The 16,691-nt window shown below is 67.0% G+C and carries 16 protein-coding genes and 1 tRNA gene; 6 read left to right on the forward strand and 11 right to left on the reverse strand.

Translation table 11 applies throughout. The features are described 5' to 3' along the window. Positions 1–15: 15 nt before the first annotated feature. A complete protein-coding gene (gene edd, locus AC27VL_RS01805; protein ID WP_488765407.1) occupies positions 16–1,932 on the forward strand; it encodes a phosphogluconate dehydratase in 1,917 nt (638 codons plus the stop codon). A 237-nt stretch (positions 1,933–2,169) separates the two neighbouring features. Further along, positions 2,170–2,829: a bifunctional 4-hydroxy-2-oxoglutarate aldolase/2-dehydro-3-deoxy-phosphogluconate aldolase gene (locus AC27VL_RS01810; RefSeq protein ID WP_099820140.1), complete on the forward strand. Its 660-nt coding sequence runs from the start codon at positions 2,170–2,172 to the stop codon at positions 2,827–2,829. 291 nt (positions 2,830–3,120) lie between these two features. On the opposite strand, the gene AC27VL_RS01815 is transcribed toward AC27VL_RS01810, so the two are convergent. From AC27VL_RS01815 to ispG, 3 genes are all read right to left on the reverse strand, one after another. Continuing rightward, positions 3,121–3,768 carry a response regulator gene (locus AC27VL_RS01815; protein WP_025878804.1) on the reverse strand — a complete coding sequence of 216 codons (648 nt, stop codon included), beginning with the start codon at positions 3,766–3,768 and terminating at the stop codon, positions 3,121–3,123. 202 nt (positions 3,769–3,970) lie between these two features. Then, the gene (locus tag AC27VL_RS01820; RefSeq protein ID WP_089240345.1) at positions 3,971–4,720 is read right to left on the reverse strand and encodes a phosphatase PAP2 family protein; all 750 of its coding nucleotides are present in this window, start codon (positions 4,718–4,720) and stop codon (positions 3,971–3,973) included. Continuing rightward, positions 4,701–5,966 carry a flavodoxin-dependent (E)-4-hydroxy-3-methylbut-2-enyl-diphosphate synthase gene (ispG, locus tag AC27VL_RS01825; RefSeq protein WP_108267060.1) on the reverse strand — a complete coding sequence of 422 codons (1,266 nt, stop codon included), beginning with the start codon at positions 5,964–5,966 and terminating at the stop codon, positions 4,701–4,703. The genes AC27VL_RS01820 and ispG overlap by 20 nt, the downstream gene beginning before the upstream one ends. Positions 5,967–6,080: 114 nt before the next feature. Between ispG and AC27VL_RS01830 the strand changes: the two genes are divergently transcribed. Further along, the gene (locus tag AC27VL_RS01830) at positions 6,081–7,301 is read left to right on the forward strand and encodes an ATP-binding protein (RefSeq protein WP_089240341.1); all 1,221 of its coding nucleotides are present in this window, start codon (positions 6,081–6,083) and stop codon (positions 7,299–7,301) included. Beyond that, positions 7,298–7,867 carry a response regulator transcription factor gene (locus tag AC27VL_RS01835; RefSeq protein ID WP_032952096.1) on the forward strand — a complete coding sequence of 190 codons (570 nt, stop codon included), beginning with the start codon at positions 7,298–7,300 and terminating at the stop codon, positions 7,865–7,867. The genes AC27VL_RS01830 and AC27VL_RS01835 overlap by 4 nt, the downstream gene beginning before the upstream one ends. Before the next feature lie 90 nt (positions 7,868–7,957). On the opposite strand, the gene pgi is transcribed toward AC27VL_RS01835, so the two are convergent. The 7 genes from pgi to pcnB form a co-directional block, all read right to left on the reverse strand. Then, positions 7,958–9,472 (reverse strand): glucose-6-phosphate isomerase, encoded by a 1,515-nt coding sequence (gene pgi / locus AC27VL_RS01840; RefSeq protein WP_108267062.1) that lies wholly within the window; start codon positions 9,470–9,472, stop codon positions 7,958–7,960. Then, complete coding sequence (panD, locus tag AC27VL_RS01845) at positions 9,469–9,849, reverse strand: aspartate 1-decarboxylase (RefSeq protein WP_004153087.1); 381 nt, start codon at positions 9,847–9,849, stop codon at positions 9,469–9,471. Before panD ends, pgi begins: the two co-directional genes overlap by 4 nt. Positions 9,850–9,936: 87 nt before the next feature. Beyond that, complete coding sequence (locus AC27VL_RS01850) at positions 9,937–10,431, reverse strand: hypothetical protein (protein WP_488765408.1); 495 nt, start codon at positions 10,429–10,431, stop codon at positions 9,937–9,939. 71 nt (positions 10,432–10,502) lie between these two features. After that, complete coding sequence (gene panC / locus AC27VL_RS01855; protein ID WP_488765409.1) at positions 10,503–11,342, reverse strand: pantoate--beta-alanine ligase; 840 nt, start codon at positions 11,340–11,342, stop codon at positions 10,503–10,505. Then, positions 11,339–12,154, reverse strand: a complete 816-nt coding sequence (gene panB, locus AC27VL_RS01860) for a 3-methyl-2-oxobutanoate hydroxymethyltransferase (protein WP_089240331.1) — start codon at positions 12,152–12,154, stop codon at positions 11,339–11,341. The genes panC and panB overlap by 4 nt, the downstream gene beginning before the upstream one ends. Positions 12,155–12,188: 34 nt before the next feature. Beyond that, on the reverse strand, positions 12,189–12,674 hold the full coding sequence (gene folK / locus AC27VL_RS01865) for a 2-amino-4-hydroxy-6-hydroxymethyldihydropteridine diphosphokinase (RefSeq protein WP_488765410.1): 486 nt from the start codon (positions 12,672–12,674) through the stop codon (positions 12,189–12,191). A 3-nt stretch (positions 12,675–12,677) separates the two neighbouring features. Continuing rightward, positions 12,678–14,057, reverse strand: a complete 1,380-nt coding sequence (pcnB, locus tag AC27VL_RS01870; RefSeq protein ID WP_100552174.1) for a polynucleotide adenylyltransferase PcnB — start codon at positions 14,055–14,057, stop codon at positions 12,678–12,680. A 49-nt stretch (positions 14,058–14,106) separates the two neighbouring features. Here pcnB and AC27VL_RS01875 point away from each other — a divergent pair. Continuing rightward, positions 14,107–14,181 (forward strand) — tRNA-Glu (locus tag AC27VL_RS01875). Positions 14,182–14,639: 458 nt separating this feature from the next. Here the strand turns inward: AC27VL_RS01875 and AC27VL_RS01880 are convergent. After that, positions 14,640–16,064, reverse strand: a complete 1,425-nt coding sequence (locus AC27VL_RS01880; protein ID WP_488765411.1) for a sugar porter family MFS transporter — start codon at positions 16,062–16,064, stop codon at positions 14,640–14,642. 186 nt (positions 16,065–16,250) lie between these two features. Between AC27VL_RS01880 and fdxA the strand changes: the two genes are divergently transcribed. Beyond that, entirely contained in the window at positions 16,251–16,574 is a 324-nt protein-coding gene (fdxA, locus tag AC27VL_RS01885) for a ferredoxin FdxA (protein WP_049411316.1), read from the forward strand. Positions 16,575–16,691 lie beyond the last annotated feature (117 nt).

Here is a 16,691-nt window from a genome sequence, read left to right on the forward strand (position 1 = left end):
GAACGCCGGTAGCCAATGAGCCTCCATCCGCAACTGCAAGCCATCACTGAGCGCGTCATCCGCCGCAGCGCCGCCTCGCGCGCCGCCTATCTGGCAGCGATCGACGCCTCCCTGCGCGATGGCCCGTTCCGCAGCCGCCTCAGCTGCGGCAACCTCGCCCACGGTTTCGCCGCCTGCGGTGGCACCGACAAGAGCCGCCTGCGTGGCGGCGTGACGGCCAATCTGGGCATCATCACCGCCTACAACGACATGCTGTCGGCGCACCAGCCGTTCGAGACCTATCCCGAACAGATCCGTGCGGTGGCCCGCGAACTCGGCGCTACGGCGCAGGTGGCCGGTGCCGTGCCGGCGATGTGCGACGGTGTCACCCAGGGCCGTGGCGGCATGGAGCTGTCGCTGTTCTCGCGTGATGTCATCGCCCAGGCCACCGCGATCGGGCTCAGCCACGACATGTTCGATACCACCGTGTACCTCGGTGTGTGCGACAAGATCGTGCCGGGCCTGCTGATCGGCGCCCTCGCCTTTGGCCATCTGCCGGCGGTGTTCGTGCCGGCCGGCCCGATGACACCGGGCATTCCCAACAAGCAGAAGGCCGAAGTGCGCGAGCGCTACGCCGCCGGCGAAGCCACCCGTGAAGAACTGCTGGAAGCCGAATCGGCCTCCTACCACGGTGCGGGCACCTGCACCTTCTACGGCACCGCCAACTCCAACCAGGTGCTGCTGGAGGCGATGGGTGTGCAGCTGCCGGGCGCGTCGTTCGTCAACCCGGACACCGCGCTGCGCGATGCACTGACCCGCGAAGCCACCGAGCGCGCACTGGACATCACCGCGCTGGGCGACGATTTCCGTCCGCTGGGCCGGATCATCGACGAGCGCGCGATCATCAACGCGATCATCGCGCTGATGGCTACCGGTGGCTCGACCAACCACACCATCCACTGGATCGCCGTGGCGCGCGCGGCCGGCATCGTGCTGACCTGGGACGATTTCGACGAGCTGTCGCAGCTGATTCCGCTGCTGGCGCGCGTCTATCCGAACGGCGAGGCCGACGTGAACCGCTTTGCTGCAGCGGGTGGTCCGGCGTTCGTGTTCGGCGAACTGATCAAGGCCGGCCTGATGCATGGCGACCTGGTCAGCGTGGCCCGTGGCGGCATGGCCGACTACGCCCTCGAACCGCAGCTGCGCGAGGGCAAGCTGGTGTATCTGCCGGGCCTGGAACGCAGCGCCGATGAAGAAGTGGTGCGCGGCGTCGACAACCCGTTCGAGAGCCAAGGCGGCCTGCGCCTGCTGCGCGGCAACCTGGGCAAGTCGCTGATCAAGCTGTCAGCGGTGAAGCCGCAGTACCGCACCATCGAAGCCCCGGCCGTGGTGGTTGATGCACCGCAGGTATTGAACAAGCTGCACGCCGGCGGCCTGCTGCCCGAGCATTTCGTGGCCGTGGTGCGTTATCAGGGCCCGCGTGCGAACGGCATGCCGGAACTGCATTCGCTGGCACCGCTGCTGGGCCTGCTGCAGAACCAGGGCCGGCGCGTGGCGCTGGTCACCGATGGCCGCCTGTCCGGCGCGTCGGGCAAGATTCCGGCCGCGATCCACGTGACCCCGGAAGCCGCACGCGGTGGTCCGCTGGGCAAGGTGCGCGAAGGCGACATCATCCGCCTGGACGGTGAGGCCGGCACGCTTGAAGTGCTGGTGGACGCGGCCGAATGGGCTGCGCGTACGCATGCGCCGAATACGGCGCCGGCCGCCAATGACCTGGGCCGCAACCTGTTCGCGATCAACCGGCGCGTGGTGGGTCCGGCGGATCAGGGCGCGATCTCGATTTCGTGTGGTCCGGCGGCGGCTGACGGTGGGCCGTGGGACTACGACGCGGAGTATGAGCTGGGGCACGATGCTGCTGCGGCGGCGGCGCCACATGAGGCGAAGGACGCCTGAGGGATTGAAGAGCGCTGCGGGTATGCGGCGGCGGTTGGTTTCCTGGGGGCGGCGGAGGGCAGGCCGTCGCCAGGACACGCCGTAAATACATCCCTGTAGGCTCGATCGCGCCATCCGTGGCGCGAACGGTCCTGGCGACGGCCTGCCCTCCGCCGCATCACAGTTTCCGGCGCCGATACGCCGCGAAGTGATCATTGAAAGCACAACAAGAGCGAAAGCAAAGGCAGAAGCAGAGCTATGGGTATCGAACAACATCAGGTGCGGGCGGCGGAGTTGCTGCATGCGGCCGGCATCCTGCCGGTGGTGACGATTCATACGCTGGACCAGGCACGTGCGGTCAGTGCGGCGTTGCTGGAAGGCGGGTTGCCGGCCATCGAGCTGACCCTGCGGACGCCGGTGGCGATGGAAGCGCTGGCGATGCTCAAGCGCGAGCTGCCGGATGTGGTGGTCGGCGCCGGTACGGTGCTGACGGTGGAGCAGATGCAGCAGTCCATCGATGCGGGCGCGGATTTCCTGGTGACCCCGGGCACGCCGCCGGTGCTGGCCGATGCGCTGGCTGCGGCACCGCTGCCGGTAGTACCGGGTGCGGCGACGCCGACCGAGCTGCTGTCGCTCTACGCGCGCGGCTTCCGTGTCTGCAAGCTGTTCCCGGCCACGGCCGTGGGTGGCCTGGCCATGATCAAGGGTGTGGCCGGCCCGATCGCCGACCTCAAGCTGTGCCCGACCGGCGGCATCACCGAGAACACCGCGGCCGAATACCTCGAGCAGAAGAACGTGGTCTGCATCGGTGGCTCGTGGATGGTGCCGGGCAACTGGATCGACGCCGGCCAGTGGGACAAGGTGCGCGAAAGCGCGGCGCAGGCCGCGAAGATCGTCAAGCGCGTACGCGGCCACTGAAGCACTACGGGGTCAGAGCCCTTTCCCGCCGGGAAAGGGACCCGACCCCAGTCTACGAGCGCGCACAGCGCGCGACCCGCTCCTGCCGTTCTTTTCTTCATTCCGCGGTTGCGGTGCACGGAACCTGTCCGTGGCCGGGCGGATGGGTTGCGCAGGGGCGTGAGCCGCATGGATGCGGCGACCGAGCTTACAGGGACGTACTTGCAGCGTCCCCTGCGCAGCCCATCCGCCCGGCCAACCCCATGAAACCAACCGCACAACCGCGAGGGGCTCAGCCGTTGGCCGAAACCCTTACAGCGGCCGCGCCGGATCCACCAACCCGTACTGGCTGGCCATCCGCGCCAACGCGATGTTGTCGTGGATTCCCATCTTCTCGAACAACCGCGCCTTGTGCGTATTGACCGTCTTCGCGCTCAGGCTCAGACGTCGGGCGATGTCTTCCTGGCGCAGGCCCTGGGTCAGCAGCAATGCCACTTCCAGCTCACGCGGCGACAGGTTGTCGAACGGCGAGCCGTTGCCTTCCACCGTGGACAACGCCAGGTTCTGCGCGATGCTCGTGCCCAGGTAACGCCGTCCGGCGGCAACGTCGCGCACCGCGCGCAGCAGTTCCTGCGCATCGCAGCCCTTGCCGATGTAACCGGCAGCGCCGGCCTCGAGCAGGCGCTTGGGCAGCGGACCGTCCTCCAGCACCGACACGATCACCACCCGCGTGCTGCGATGGCCACGGACGATGCGCTCGGTCACTTCCATTCCGCTCACCCCGGGCAGGTGCAGATCACACAGCACCACGTCCGGTTGCAGCTGGCGGATAGCGGGCAGCGCGTCTTCGCCCGTCTCGGCCTCGCCCACCACTTCAATGTCGGTTTCACTCGACAGTATCATCTTCATCCCGGTGCGGACCAATGCGTGGTCATCCACCAGGTAGACTCGAATCGTCATTCACGTACCTCTTCGAATGCGGCCAATACGGGTCAACCTAGGCAGGAGCACCTGACCACTGCAAGCGCGGATGTTGCGCAATTCCGGCGTTCTGCCTTGCGCATCACATTCTTCACGCACTGATCGTGCCCCTTGCCCTGCAGAACCCGCTACAACGAAACAACCCGTCCCTCAGGTAGACGCCCTTGGGAGGGCATCCACGTCACTCCCCTTGCGTGATCGCTTCGCTGGCCGTCGCTGGCGGCGAACCGTGCCGTCGCCATGGATGACGGCGGCTGAACATGACCAGATAGCACCCTACCACCCAAACCAGCGCGGCACACCATCCGGCCAGGATGTCCGAGGGGTAATGCACCCCCAGATAGACCCGGGAAACGCTTACCAGCAGGCTGAACGACGGCGCCAACAGCAGCACCGGCCAGCGCCAGCGGGTATTCCAGGCCAGCAGCACCAGGGTGACCGCCAGGGTCATCGAGCCCATCGCGTGGCCGCTGGGGAAACTGAACGTGGATTCCGGCGCGATCGATTCCCACAGGCTGGGCCGGTCGCGCTGGAAGAAGTGCTTGCTGCCCATGTTCAGCAGCGCCGACCCTACAAAGCTCACGGCCACGAAGGTCGCTTCGCGCCACCGCCGGTGCCAGGCCAGTGCGCCGACAATCAGCACATCGGCCGGAATCAGGAACCACTCGTAACCCAGTTTCGACAGCAGCACGAAGATGCGGTCCAGCCACGGCGAATGCAGGCCGTGCATCTGCCACAGCAGCGGCGCATCGAAGTGGAAGGACTCGAACTCGTGCACTTCGTCGGCCAAAGCGACGAAGCCGGCCAGCGGCAGCAGCACGCCGGCAAACAGCAACAGCAGCCGCCAGGCATTGCGCGCCATCCAGTGGCGGAAACCGGAGGCAGGCTCCGGGGCAGCGAGGATCGTCGGCTTACCCGGCGCTTCGGACATAGGTGCGTTCAACGTAATCATCAATCAAGGCGACGAATTCCTGGGCGATGTTCTCGCCACGCAAGGTCACCTTCTTCTCGCCATCCACGAACACCGGTGCCGACGGTGCTTCGCCGGTACCCGGCAGCGAGATGCCGATGTTGGCATGCCGCGACTCACCTGGCCCGTTGACCACGCAGCCCATCACCGCCAGGGTCATGTTCTCCGCACCCGGATGCTGGATCTTCCACAGCGGCATCTTGTCGCGTACATGCGTCTGCACCACCTTGGCCAGCTCCTGGAAGAACTCCGAGGTGGTACGGCCGCAGCCCGGGCAGGCCGTGACCAGCGGGGTGAAGGCGCGCTGGCCGGTGGTCTGCAGCAGTTCCTGGGCAACGATCACTTCCTGCGTGCGCGACTGGCCCGGTTCGGGCGTCAGCGAAATGCGGATGGTGTCGCCGATGCCTTCCTGCAGCAGCACGCTCAGCGCCGCCGCCGAGGCGACGATGCCCTTGCTGCCGATACCGGCTTCGGTCAGGCCCAGATGCAGGGCGAAGTCCGAACGCTGGGCCAGGTCGCGGTAGACCGCGATCAGTTCCTGCACGCCGCTGACCTTGGCCGAAAGGATGATGCGATCGCGCGGCAACCCCAGCTCGACGGCCTGCTCGGCCGAATCCAGCGCCGAACGGATCAGCGCCTCGCGCAGCACGCGGCCGGCGTCCCAGGGCTGTTCGCGATGGTTGTTCTCGTCCATCAGCTTCGCCGCCAGGGCCTGGTCCAGCGAGCCCCAGTTGGCGCCGATGCGCACCGGCTTGTTGTAGCGGATGGCGAACTCGATCAGCTGGGCGAACTGCAGGTCCTTCTTCTTGCCGAAGCCCACGTTGCCCGGGTTGATGCGGTACTTGGCCAGCGCTTCGGCACAGGCCGGTTCGGCGGTCAGCAGCTGATGGCCGTTGTAATGGAAGTCGCCGATCAGCGGTACATCGATGCCCATCATCGCCAGCTTGTCGACGATGCGCGGGATCGCTGCGGCCGCTTCGACCGTATTGACGGTCAGGCGCACCATTTCCGAACCGGCGCGCCAGAGCTCGGCGACCTGCTTCACGCTGGACGCCACGTCGGAGGTGTCGGTATTGGTCATCGACTGCACCACCACCGGCTTGCCACCGCCCACGGTGACTCCACCGATCTGGACCGATTGGGTCAGGCGACGGGGCCAGGCAGTGGCATCGGAGGGCGCTGTAGGGCGGGTGACGGCGTCATGCATGCGGGCATTCTAACGCTCGCTCCGACCTTGCGGGTGTGTCGCATTCAGGCGGCAGTGCGACTGCGGCCGATTGTCGCAGGCAGGCGTCCCTGCGAACGCATACGATGGGCGCGAATGACCGGTCCCGACGCCCCGTTTCTCCGAACCCTGTGCAGCCTGCGCTGGTTGGCCGTGGCTGGCCAGGCGGCCACCATCCTGGTCGCCACCTGGGTGCTGGGACTGCCCTTGCCGCAACTGCCGTTGTGGTCAGGCGTGGCCGTGCTTGCCGTGTTCAACCTGTATACGCAACTGCGCCCGGAGCCGGCCGATACCGCGCCGCTGACCGCCTTCGGCCACATCCTGGTTGACGTGATCATCCTCACCTGGATGGTCAGCTGGAGCGGCGGCATCGCCAATCCGTTCGGCTCGCTGTTCCTGATCCTGATCGCCCTGGCCGCGTTCGCCCTGCCCCTGCGCTGGGCCCTGGCCGTAGCCAGCGCCTGCCTGCTGGGCTATGCCGCCAGCGGACTGTTCGGCCAGCCGCTGCCGGCCGGCTACTTCAACGCGCTGGACCTCAATCGCTGGGGCGTGATCGCCACCTTCCTGCTGTCCGCTGCAGTGGTACTGATCTTCTCCACCCGACTGGCGATCGCCCTGCGCGAGCGCGAGCTGGAACTGTCGGCGCTGCGCGAACGCTTCGCGCGCAACGAAGGCATCGTCGCCCTGGCCACGCATGCGGCCTCGGTGGCGCACGAACTGAACACGCCGCTGGCGACCATGACCCTGCTTGCCGACGACGTGGCCGAGCGCAGCGAAGAGCCGGAAGTACGCGAGGACATGGAAACCCTGCGCGAGCTGCTGGTGCAATGCCGTGAGCGCGTGCTGGCACTGGCCGCGCCGGCCTCCAACGACCGCCCCGGCCGCGCCCACTCCACGGCCCAGCAAGTGCTGGAGCAATGGCGGCTGGTGCGCCCGACCATCGACCTGCATCGCAACGACGACGCACCGCTGCGCCTGCCGCTGGACCCGGGCGTCGGCCACCTGCTGATGGTGCTGCTGAACAACGCTGCCGATGCCGGCGAGCAGGCTGGACGACCGCGCGTCGACCTCAGCCTGCGCATCGAAGGCGACGACCTGATCGGCGAAGTACGCGACTACGGCCATGGCTTCGATGCCCGCGCCGCCGTCCTGCCGGGCAAGCTGTTCGGCAGCAGCAAGAGTGAAGGCATGGGCGTCGGGCTTGCCCTGTCCCATGCCACCATCGAACGCCTGGACGGCGAGATGTGGATGCGCCCGGCCCAAGGGGCCGGTAGCCGCGTCGGCTTCCGCCTGCCGTTGGCCCCCCGCGAGGAATGACCATGACTGCTTCTACCCTTGGCCTGCTGGTCGACGACGACGAACTCTACCTGCGCACGCTGCAGCGCAGCCTGGCCCGTAAAGGGCTGGAGACGCAGACCGCACAGGATGCCGCCAGCGCGCTGGCACTGGCCCGCCAGCATCCGCCAGCGTTCGCGCTGATCGATCTGAAGCTGGGCAGCGATTCCGGCCTGGCGCTGATCCAGCCGCTGCGCGCGCTGCGTGCGGACATGCGGATCCTGCTGGTGACCGGCTATGCCAGCATCGCCACCGCGGTGGAGGCGATCAAGCTCGGCGCCGACGACTACCTGCCGAAGCCGTCGACGGTGCCGATGATCCTGCGCGCGCTGGGCGAGGAAGACGACGGCCCCGCCGATGACGGCGAGATGGAAGTGCCCGATGCGATGACCCCGATCAGCCGCCTGCAGTGGGAACACATCCAGCAGGCGATGCATGAAACCGGCGGCAACGTGTCGGCGGCGGCGCGCCTGCTCGGCATGCACCGGCGTTCGCTGCAGCGCAAGCTGGCCAAGCGGCCGAGCCCGGAGCGCGATCCGAGCCGGTGACGCGGCGTCGTATCCGCCGGGCATGGCCCGGCGCTACCGGCGTAACGAAGGGTAGCGCCGGGCCATGCCCGGCGGCATTCCCCGCCCGCGTCAGCCCTTCAGCTGGGCCAGCAGCTCACGGGTCAGCGGATCATTGACCTCGACATCCTCACCCTGCAGAGCGGGCAGCAGGCCACTGGCCAGCTGCTTGCCCAGCTCGACACCGAACTGGTCGAAGGCGTTGATGTTCCAGATCACCGACTGCACGTACACGGCGTGCTCGTACATCGCGATCAAGGCACCCAACGCCTGCGGGGTGAGCGCGTCGAGCAGGATCATGGTGCTCGGGCGGCCACCCGGGTAATCGCGGTGCGGATCATCGCTGCCCTGGCCGTTGGCCAGTGCTTCGGTCTGCGCCAGCAGATTGGCCATCAGCGCCTGGTGGTTGACCGTATACGGATCGTCGTTGTGCACGCAGCCGATGAAATCGGCCGGAATGATGCTGGTGCCCTGGTGCAGGGCCTGGAAGAAGCTGTGCTGCACGTCGGTACCGGCACCGCCCCACCACACCGGCACGGTGTCGGTGGTGACCGGCTGGCCATCGCGCTGCACACGCTTGCCCAGGCTTTCCATCACCAGCTGCTGCAGGTAGGCCGGCAGCAGCGCCAGGCGCTGGTCGTAGGTCATCACCGCGTGCGTGGCAGAGCCCAGCAGATTGCGGTTCCAGATGTCGGTCAGGCCGTGCAGTACCGGCAGGTTGCGCTCCAGCGGCGCGTCCAGTGCATGCGCATCCATCTGCGCCGCACCTTCCAGCAACTGCTCGAAGCGCTCGAAGCCGATGGCCAGTGCGATCGGGAAACCGACGGCTGACCACAACGAATAGCGACCGCCCACCCAGTCCCACATCGGCAGCACGCGCTCGGCGGCAATGGCGAAGGCCTTGGCGGCGCGTTCCGGATTGGCGCTGACCGCGTACAGGCGTTCGCTGCCACCCAGCCAATCGTGCAGGATCTGGCCGTTGAGCAGGGTTTCCTGGGTACCAAAGGTCTTGGAGATCAGGATGCCGGCGGTCTTCGCCGGATCCAGCGTGGCCAGCGTGCGCTGCATGGCGGCGCCGTCCACGTTCGACACGAAATGCACGCGCAGGCGTGCACCAGTGACCGGGCGCAGCGCATCGGCCACCAGGCGCGGCCCGAGATCGGAACCGCCGATACCGACGCTGACCACATCGGTCACGCCACTGTCTTCCAGCGCGCGCACCAGCACACCCATGCGCTGGCGGATGCCGCGCGCGGTGGCATAGGCCTCGGCGGCCACCGGCGCATCGACCACGTCACCGCGCAGCGCGGTATGCAGCGCGGCGCGGCCTTCGGTCAGGTTGACCTGCTCGCCACGGAACAGACGTGTGATGGCACCGCCGACATCACGTTCGGCAGCCAGCGCCAACAGCGCCTGCAACGCCGCGGCATCGTATTTCTGCCGGGCGAAGTTGACATACAACGGACCGACCCGCAGCGCCAGATCCTGTACACGGCCGGGTTCGGCGGCGAGCAGGCTGGGAATGCTTGCGCCCTTCAGGCGCTGGGCGTGGGAATGCAGCGAGTCGAATCCGTTGTTCGTTGTCATGCGGCCTGGGTCGGGATCGTGTCGTTGGTGTGGGAGATCTGGTTGTTGCCATCCACGTACACCAGCTTCGGCTTGAAGCTGTCGGCTTCCTGCTCGGTCATGCTGGCGAAGGCGGCAATGATGATGATGTCACCGACCTGCACGTGGCGCGCGGCGCCACCATTGAGCGAGACGACGCCGCTGCCGGCTTCGGCGCGGATCGCGTAGGTCGAGAAGCGCGCACCGTTGGTCACGTCCCAGATGTGCACCTGCTCGAATTCACGGATGCCAGTGGCAGCCAGCAGGTTGTCATCGATGGCGATCGAGCCTTCGTAGTTCAGCTCGGAATGGGTGACAGTGGCGCGGTGGATCTTGGTCTTGAGCAGGGACAGGTGCATGGGGGCGCTGCAACGGCAAAGGAAGGAGCGGATTCTAGCACCCGCTTGGCCGTCATCAGGGGGCTGGGACGGGACGCTGAAGACCGTTCAGGCACCCTCGACCGGTAGCGCTGCCGGGGCGTGCCCGCAGGCGCCGTGCAGCGACAGGCCGAACACCATATGGAAGGTCAGCCCGGCGACCAGGCCGAAGCCGCCCGCGGCCAGCACCGACAGGCCGTAGCTGATCACGTCGAAGGTATCGACATAGCGCAGGCGCTGCAGCAGCGGACCATTGTCCGCGCCCGGCCAGGCACAGGTCGCCATGGCCAGCGCGCCCAGACCGAACCCCACGAGCAGGAAGGCGGTCCGGCGCAGACCCCGCTGGGACTGCAGGATCAGCGCCATCGGCAGCAACACCGCGATGGCATTGCACACGCCCAGCACGAACATCAGCGCACCGCCGGTGAGTGCCGGTACGGGCGTACGCGCGAACTCGAGCGCGAACAACAGGCCGCCCATCAGCTGGGCAGGCACCATGCCGGCGGCCAGTACCGCCAGGATCGAGGCCCGGGCAAGACGGCCGGTAGTGGTGGGGGTATTCATTTCCGGTCTCCCGTCCATGGGAAGGTGAGAGGCGCCCACTACGGGCGCCCTGCAGAACCGCGCGGGGCGGCTCAGAACTCCAGGTTGTCGATCAGCCGGGTGGTGCCCAGGCGGGCAGCGATCAGGGCCACGCGGCCACCGCCGTCGAAGCTCGGCTCGGCCAGCTCCGGGGTGCGCAGCACCGCGTAATCCACCTGGAAGCCGGCCGCCTGCAGCGCAGCCGTGGCTTCGGCCTCGATCTGCGTGCGCGTCTGCCCGGCCACGTAGCCTTCGCGCATGCCCAGCAGGGTGCGATGAAGGGTGGTCGCCAAGGGGCGCTGCTCGGCGCTGAGGTACTGGTTGCGCGAGCTCTTGGCCAGGCCATCCTCATCCCGCACGATCTCGGCACCGACGATCTGGATCGGGAACGACAGCTCGGCCACCATCTGCTTGATGACCGCCAGTTGCTGGTAGTCCTTGCGACCGAACACGGCCACGTCCGGCTGCACCTGCAGGAACAGCCGCGCCACCACCGTGCACACGCCATCGAAATGGCCCGGGCGGCTGGCGCCTTCCAGCACTTCACTGACGCCGGGCGCATGCATCCGCGTGGTCTTGTCCACGCCCAGCGGGTACATCGCTTCGACGCTGGGCAGCCACACCGCATCGCAGCCCACCTGCTCCAGCCCGGCCACATCGGCTTCGGGGGTGCGCGGATAGCGGCTGAAATCCTCGTTCGGCCCGAACTGCGTCGGGTTGACGAAGATGCTCGCCACGACCTTGTCGGCGTACTGCTTTGCCAGGGTGATCAGCGCATGGTGCCCGCCATGCAGGTTGCCCATGGTCGGCACCAGCGCCACGCGCAGGCCCTCGCCCTTCCATTGCGCGATCTGCGCGCGCAGTGCACCGAGTTCGTTGAAGGTCTGGATCATTGGGCGTACGCGTGCTCTTCGTCGGGGAAGCTGCCATCGCGCACGGCATCGGCGTAGGCGCGGGTGGCACCGGCCACCGAGCCACCTTCGGCCAGGAAGTCCTTGACGAACTTCGGACGACGGTGGCCACTGTCCAGGCCGAGGAAGTCGTGCAGCACCAGCACCTGGCCATCGCACTGCGGGCCAGCACCGATACCGATGGTCGGCACGGGAACGGCAGCGGTGACGGCAGCGGCAACCGGCGTCGGCACGCATTCGAGCACCATGATGCTGGCGCCCGCCTCGGCAACGGCCTTGGCGTCTTCCACCAGCTGGCGCGCGGCATCGCCACGGCCCTGGATCTTGAAGCCGCCCAGGCGCAGCACCGACTGCGGGGTCAGGCCCAGGTGCGAGCAGACCGGAATCTCACGCTCGACCAGGTAACGGATGATGTCGACCTTGAAGCCTGCACCTTCGATCTTGACCATCTCCGCGCCTGCCTGCAGCAGCTGCAGCGAAGCATCCAGCGCGCGTTCCGGGGTCGCATCGGCACCGAACGGCAGGTCAGCGATCAGCAGCGCGCGCTGCAGCACGCGGGCGACCGCGCGGGTGTGGTAGACCATGTCGGCGACGGTCACCGGCAGGGTCGAATCGTGGCCCTGCACGACCATGCCCAGCGAATCGCCGATCAGGATCAGGTCGACACCATTGGCATCGAACGTGCGGGCGAAGCCTGCGTCGTAGGCGGTCAACATGACCAGCTTCTGGCCATTGCGCTTGGCCTCGGCCAGGGCGGGAACGGTCCAGGGCTTGCTGTCTGCGTGGGTGCTCATGTGCTGATAACCGGGGGAGATAACCCGGGCATTATCACCCTAACGGCGCGATCCCGCAGGCATCCACCCGCATCACTGCATCCCGCACGCGGCCATGGCCGGGAATGGCCAGATCAGCGGCGATTTCGGCCAACGGCACCAACACGAATGCACGCTCGTGCAGGTAGGGATGCGGCACTTCCAGCTCGGGCAGGTCCAGCACCTGCTCGCCGAACAGCAGCAGGTCCAGATCCAGCGCACGCGGGCCCCAGTGCACGGTAGGGTCGCGTACGCGGCCGAAGCGCTGCTCCAGCGCGAGCATGGCCTGCAGCAGTTCGACAGCGGAAAGATCAGTGTCGACCGAGGCCACTGCGTTGACGAAGGGTGGCTGGTCCTCGTTTCCCCATGCAGGCGTCGCGTACAACCGCGACGCCTGCGTCAGCCGGGTTCCGGGCAGGTCGCCCAGCGCGGCGATGGCCGCGCGGACGGTGTTGGCTGCGTCGCCAAGATTGGCGCCCAGCCCGATCCAGGCACCGGTCATGGATTACTCGGCAGCACCGGCAGCGGCGCCGTCCGGACGACGACGGCGACGACGACGCTTGCGCGGCGCCCCACCCTCCTCATCGCCGGCCTCGCTGTGCAGCGAATCCAGCGACGAATCCAGCTCATGCCCGGACTGCGCCTGCGCTTCGCGCCAGAACGCGACGTCGGCTTCGTGCTCTGCCGATGCCACCTGGCGCAGGGCCAGGAAATCGAAGGCGGCACGGAAACGGGGATGGCTGAGCGTGCGCATCACGCGCTTGCGCTGGCGCGAACTGAAGCGCGCCTGCAGCAGCCAGATCTCCTGCATCGGCAGCGAGAAACGGCGCGGCAATGCAATGGTGCTCAACTGCTGCACGGTGACGCGGTCGGCGGCGCGACGCTGCGCCTCTTCCGGTGCCACGCCCTGCTTGAGCAGGGTTGCCTGCGCGCGGCAATAGGCCGGCCACAGCAACAGCGCGAACAGGAACGCCGGCGACACAGGCTCGTCGTTGGCCACGCGTGCGTCGGTGTTGGCCAGGCCTTCGATCAGCATGCGGCGCAGCGCGCCGGTGCGATTCGACTTCAGCGCCTTGGCGCTTTCCGGGAACAACACGTCGAACAGGCCATAGCGTTCAAGCCCTTCGAAGCTGGCCACGCCGTGCCCGGACAGGAACAGCTTCAGGACTTCTTCGAACAGGCGCGCCGGTGCGGCTTCATTGAGCAGGCCGGCCAGCTGCGGGATCGGTGCAGCGGTGCCCTCTTCGATCTGGAAGCCGAGCTTGGCCGCCAGGCGGACCGCACGCAGCATGCGCACCGGGTCTTCCTGGTAGCGCTGCACCGGGTCGCCGATGAGCTTCATCAGGCGTGCCTGCACGTCTTCGAAGCCGCCGGTGTAGTCACGCACCGAGAAGTCCTCGATGGCGTAGTACAGGGCATTGCAGGTGAAGTCGCGGCGGATGGCGTCGTCTTCGATGCTGCCGTACACGTTGTCGCGCACGAGCATGCCGTTTTCCATCTCGCGGTCGCCGCTGCCGTCATCGATGTTGGCACGGAAGGTGGCGACCTCGATGATCTCGCGGCCGAACACAACATGGGCCAGGCGGAAACGGCGGCCGATCAGGCGGCAGTTGCGGAACAACTGCTTGACCTGTTCGGGCGTGGCATCGGTGGCCACGTCGAAATCCTTGGGTTGGCCATTGACCAGCAGATCGCGCACCGCGCCGCCGACAAGGTAGGCGCCGAAGCCGGCATCGCGCAGTCGATAAAGCACGCGCAAAGCGTTCGGGCTGATGTCCTTGCGGGAGATCGTGTGCTGGTCGCGCGGGATGACGCGCAGGCTGAACGGTGATGTAGCAGAGGAAATGATGTTGGCGCTTCCGGTTGAAGTTTCGGGATTGCCCAATGGCATCGAGGTGCATATACTAGCGCTCCTGCACCGGCAGCGACACACTGCTCCCTTCGTCTAGTGGTTAGGACGTGGCCCTCTCAAGGCTAAAACAGGGGTTCGAGTCCCCTAGGGAGCACCAGTCGCCGCAGCAGGAACCGAAAAAGCCCGCCTTGTGCGGGCTTTTCTGTTTTCCGGATTCTCGATTCCAACCGGCGTGGTCGCTTTGGCGCCTCCCTGTTCCTGCGCGGGAGGGGGGCGGGCCACCCTTTCCTGGACACGCTAAAGCCCATGCATGGTGCTCGATGGCGCCATCCTTGGCGCCAACGGTCCAGGAAAGGGTGGCCCGCCCCCTCCTGACAATTTCCCGCGACGGCGGCAAGAACAGCCTCGCCCCTCCGAAACAAATTCAACCCCGACGCGCTTGCCTGCGTCCGCCATCCGCGATCTGTCGAGAGGCGGCAGGCCGGCCGCTCCAGGACCGTTGGCGCCATGGACGGCGCCATCGAGCCCCCATGGATGGGTTTACGGCGTGTCCTGGAGCGGCTGGCCTGCCGCCTCCCCTCGGAACAGGGAGGCGCTGAAACCCAGGCCGAGCCGTCAGCCTTCCATCTGCTCCAGCTCTTTGCCCTTGGTCTCGCGCACGTAGCGGACGACGAAGATGATCGAGAGGATCGCGGCGACGGTGTAGATGCCGTACGCACCGGCCAGGCCGATGCCGGCCAGCAGCATCGGGAAGGTCACGGTGATCGCGAAATTCGACGTCCACTGCGCCGCACCGGCCACGGCCAACGCCGGGCCGCGGATCTGGTTCGGGAACATCTCGCCCAGCATCACCCACATCACCGGGCCCCAGGACATGTTGAAGAACACCACGTAGGCGTTGGCCGCTACCAGCGCCAACCGGCCCATGCCGTCGGACAGCTGCAGGCGACCATCGGTAAGACCGCCACTGGCGAAGGCAACCACCATCAGCACCAGCGCCACCGACATGCCGACCGAACCGACCCACAGCAGCGGCTTGCGGCCGATGCGATCGATCAGTACCACCGTCAGCAGGCAGGCGCCGATGCTCAGCGCACCGGACAATACGTTGATCAGCAGCGCATCGCTTTCCGAGAAACCCACCGCCTGCCACAGCACGGCGCCGTAGTAGAACACCACATTGATGCCGACCAGCTGCTGGAACATCGCCAGGCCGATGCCGATCCAGACGATGGGACGCAGCTTGCCGGTGGCCTTGCTGAGCAGGTCACCGAATCGCGGCTTGTGCTGGTCCTGGGCCAGGCTCGCTTCGATCTCGGCCTGCTTGTTCACCGCGGCGCGTTCACCGTACAACCGGCCAAGCACCGCCCTCGCCTGCGCCTGGCGGCCCTTCATCACCAGGAAACGCGGGCTCTCCGGGATCACCAGCAACAGCAGCAGGAACAGCAGCGACGGCAACGCCTGCATCCAGAACATCCAGCGCCACGCCTCCTGCCCCAGCCAGAGCGGCTCGGTCGAGGCACCCGCGGCCCGGGCCAGAAGATAGTTGCTGAGGAACGCCGCGAACAGGCCGCAGATGATCGCCATCTGCTGCACCGTCGCCAGCCTGCCGCGATAGCGCGCCGACGCGACTTCGGCGATGTAGGCCGGTGACATCACGCTGGCCGCACCCACGGCGAATCCACCGAGCACGCGTGCACAGACGAACAACCAGGACGCATGTGCGGCGCCGGCGCCCAGCGCCGACACCAGAAACATCACGGCCGCCACGATCAGCACGCCGCGACGTCCCAGCCGGTCACCCAGCCAGCCGGCCGCGAACGCGCCGATCGCACACCCCAGCAGCATCGAGGCGACCTCGAAGCCGAGCGCGGCCTCGCTGGAGTTGAAGGCCTGGCGCAGTCCGTCGACGGTGCCATTGATGACGCCACTGTCGAAACCGAACAGGAAACCACCGAGGGTGGCGGCGCAGCTGATCAGGACGATGAAGGCCGTGTTCTCACCGCCGTTGGAGGCGGCACCGGGCTGGACTGGTGACATGAAGGATCCTGCAAGGAAGGGGGCCGACCGAAGCGGGCCGGCGGCCCTGGCAGCGTCGCACAGGGCGGGCATGCCGCCAAATGGGCATTCCTGGTACCAATCCGCCCCACTTTCACACGACAACCGACACCGGGGGCCAACCTGTTCTAGAATTGGCAGGTTCAGTAAGCGATCCGCCCCCTACCCATGCCCTTTGTCGTCACCGAAAACTGCATCAAGTGCAAACACACCGATTGCGTGGAAGTGTGCCCCGTGGATTGCTTCCACGAAGGCCCGAACTTCCTGGTGATCGACCCGGACGAGTGCATTGACTGCACCCTCTGCGAACCCGAGTGCCCGGTCAACGCGATCTTCCCGGAAGACGATGTGCCCGCGGGCCAGGAAGGCTTCGTCGCCCTCAACGCCGAGCTGGCGAAGGCGTGGCCGGTACTGACCGTGCGCAAGGACCCGCCGGCCGACGCCGGTGAGTGGGATGGCAAGCCGGACAAGCTGAAGCTGCTGGAGCGCTGAGGCGCCACCAACGGCAGAAAAAAGGGCGCCATGGGCGCCCTTTTTTGCTTCCGGTAGCGCCGGGCCATGCCCGGCGGAACCTTGGACCCCGCTGCGCGCTCGTCGGGCATGGCCCGG

The sequence above is a fragment of the Stenotrophomonas sp. 14P6.2.3 genome (genome assembly GCF_057799055.1).

Bases quoted from the DNA above. Each gene is read 5' to 3' on its own strand.
- edd (WP_488765407.1), top strand. From the start codon at position 16: ATGAGCCTCCATCCGCAACTGCAAGCCATCACTGAGCGCGTCATCCGC.
- AC27VL_RS01810 (WP_099820140.1), top strand. From the start codon at position 2,170: ATGGGTATCGAACAACATCAGGTGCGGGCGGCGGAGTTGCTGCATGCG.
- AC27VL_RS01815 (WP_025878804.1), bottom strand. From the start codon at position 3,768: ATGACGATTCGAGTCTACCTGGTGGATGACCACGCATTGGTCCGCACC.
- AC27VL_RS01820 (WP_089240345.1), bottom strand. From the start codon at position 4,720: ATGTCCGAAGCGCCGGGTAAGCCGACGATCCTCGCTGCCCCGGAGCCT.
- ispG (WP_108267060.1), bottom strand. From the start codon at position 5,966: ATGCATGACGCCGTCACCCGCCCTACAGCGCCCTCCGATGCCACTGCC.
- AC27VL_RS01830 (WP_089240341.1), top strand. From the start codon at position 6,081: ATGACCGGTCCCGACGCCCCGTTTCTCCGAACCCTGTGCAGCCTGCGC.
- AC27VL_RS01835 (WP_032952096.1), top strand. From the start codon at position 7,298: ATGACCATGACTGCTTCTACCCTTGGCCTGCTGGTCGACGACGACGAA.
- pgi (WP_108267062.1), bottom strand. From the start codon at position 9,472: ATGACAACGAACAACGGATTCGACTCGCTGCATTCCCACGCCCAGCGC.
- panD (WP_004153087.1), bottom strand. From the start codon at position 9,849: ATGCACCTGTCCCTGCTCAAGACCAAGATCCACCGCGCCACTGTCACC.
- AC27VL_RS01850 (WP_488765408.1), bottom strand. From the start codon at position 10,431: ATGAATACCCCCACCACTACCGGCCGTCTTGCCCGGGCCTCGATCCTG.
- panC (WP_488765409.1), bottom strand. From the start codon at position 11,342: ATGATCCAGACCTTCAACGAACTCGGTGCACTGCGCGCGCAGATCGCG.
- panB (WP_089240331.1), bottom strand. From the start codon at position 12,154: ATGAGCACCCACGCAGACAGCAAGCCCTGGACCGTTCCCGCCCTGGCC.
- folK (WP_488765410.1), bottom strand. From the start codon at position 12,674: ATGACCGGTGCCTGGATCGGGCTGGGCGCCAATCTTGGCGACGCAGCC.
- AC27VL_RS01880 (WP_488765411.1), bottom strand. From the start codon at position 16,064: ATGTCACCAGTCCAGCCCGGTGCCGCCTCCAACGGCGGTGAGAACACG.
- fdxA (WP_049411316.1), top strand. From the start codon at position 16,251: ATGCCCTTTGTCGTCACCGAAAACTGCATCAAGTGCAAACACACCGAT.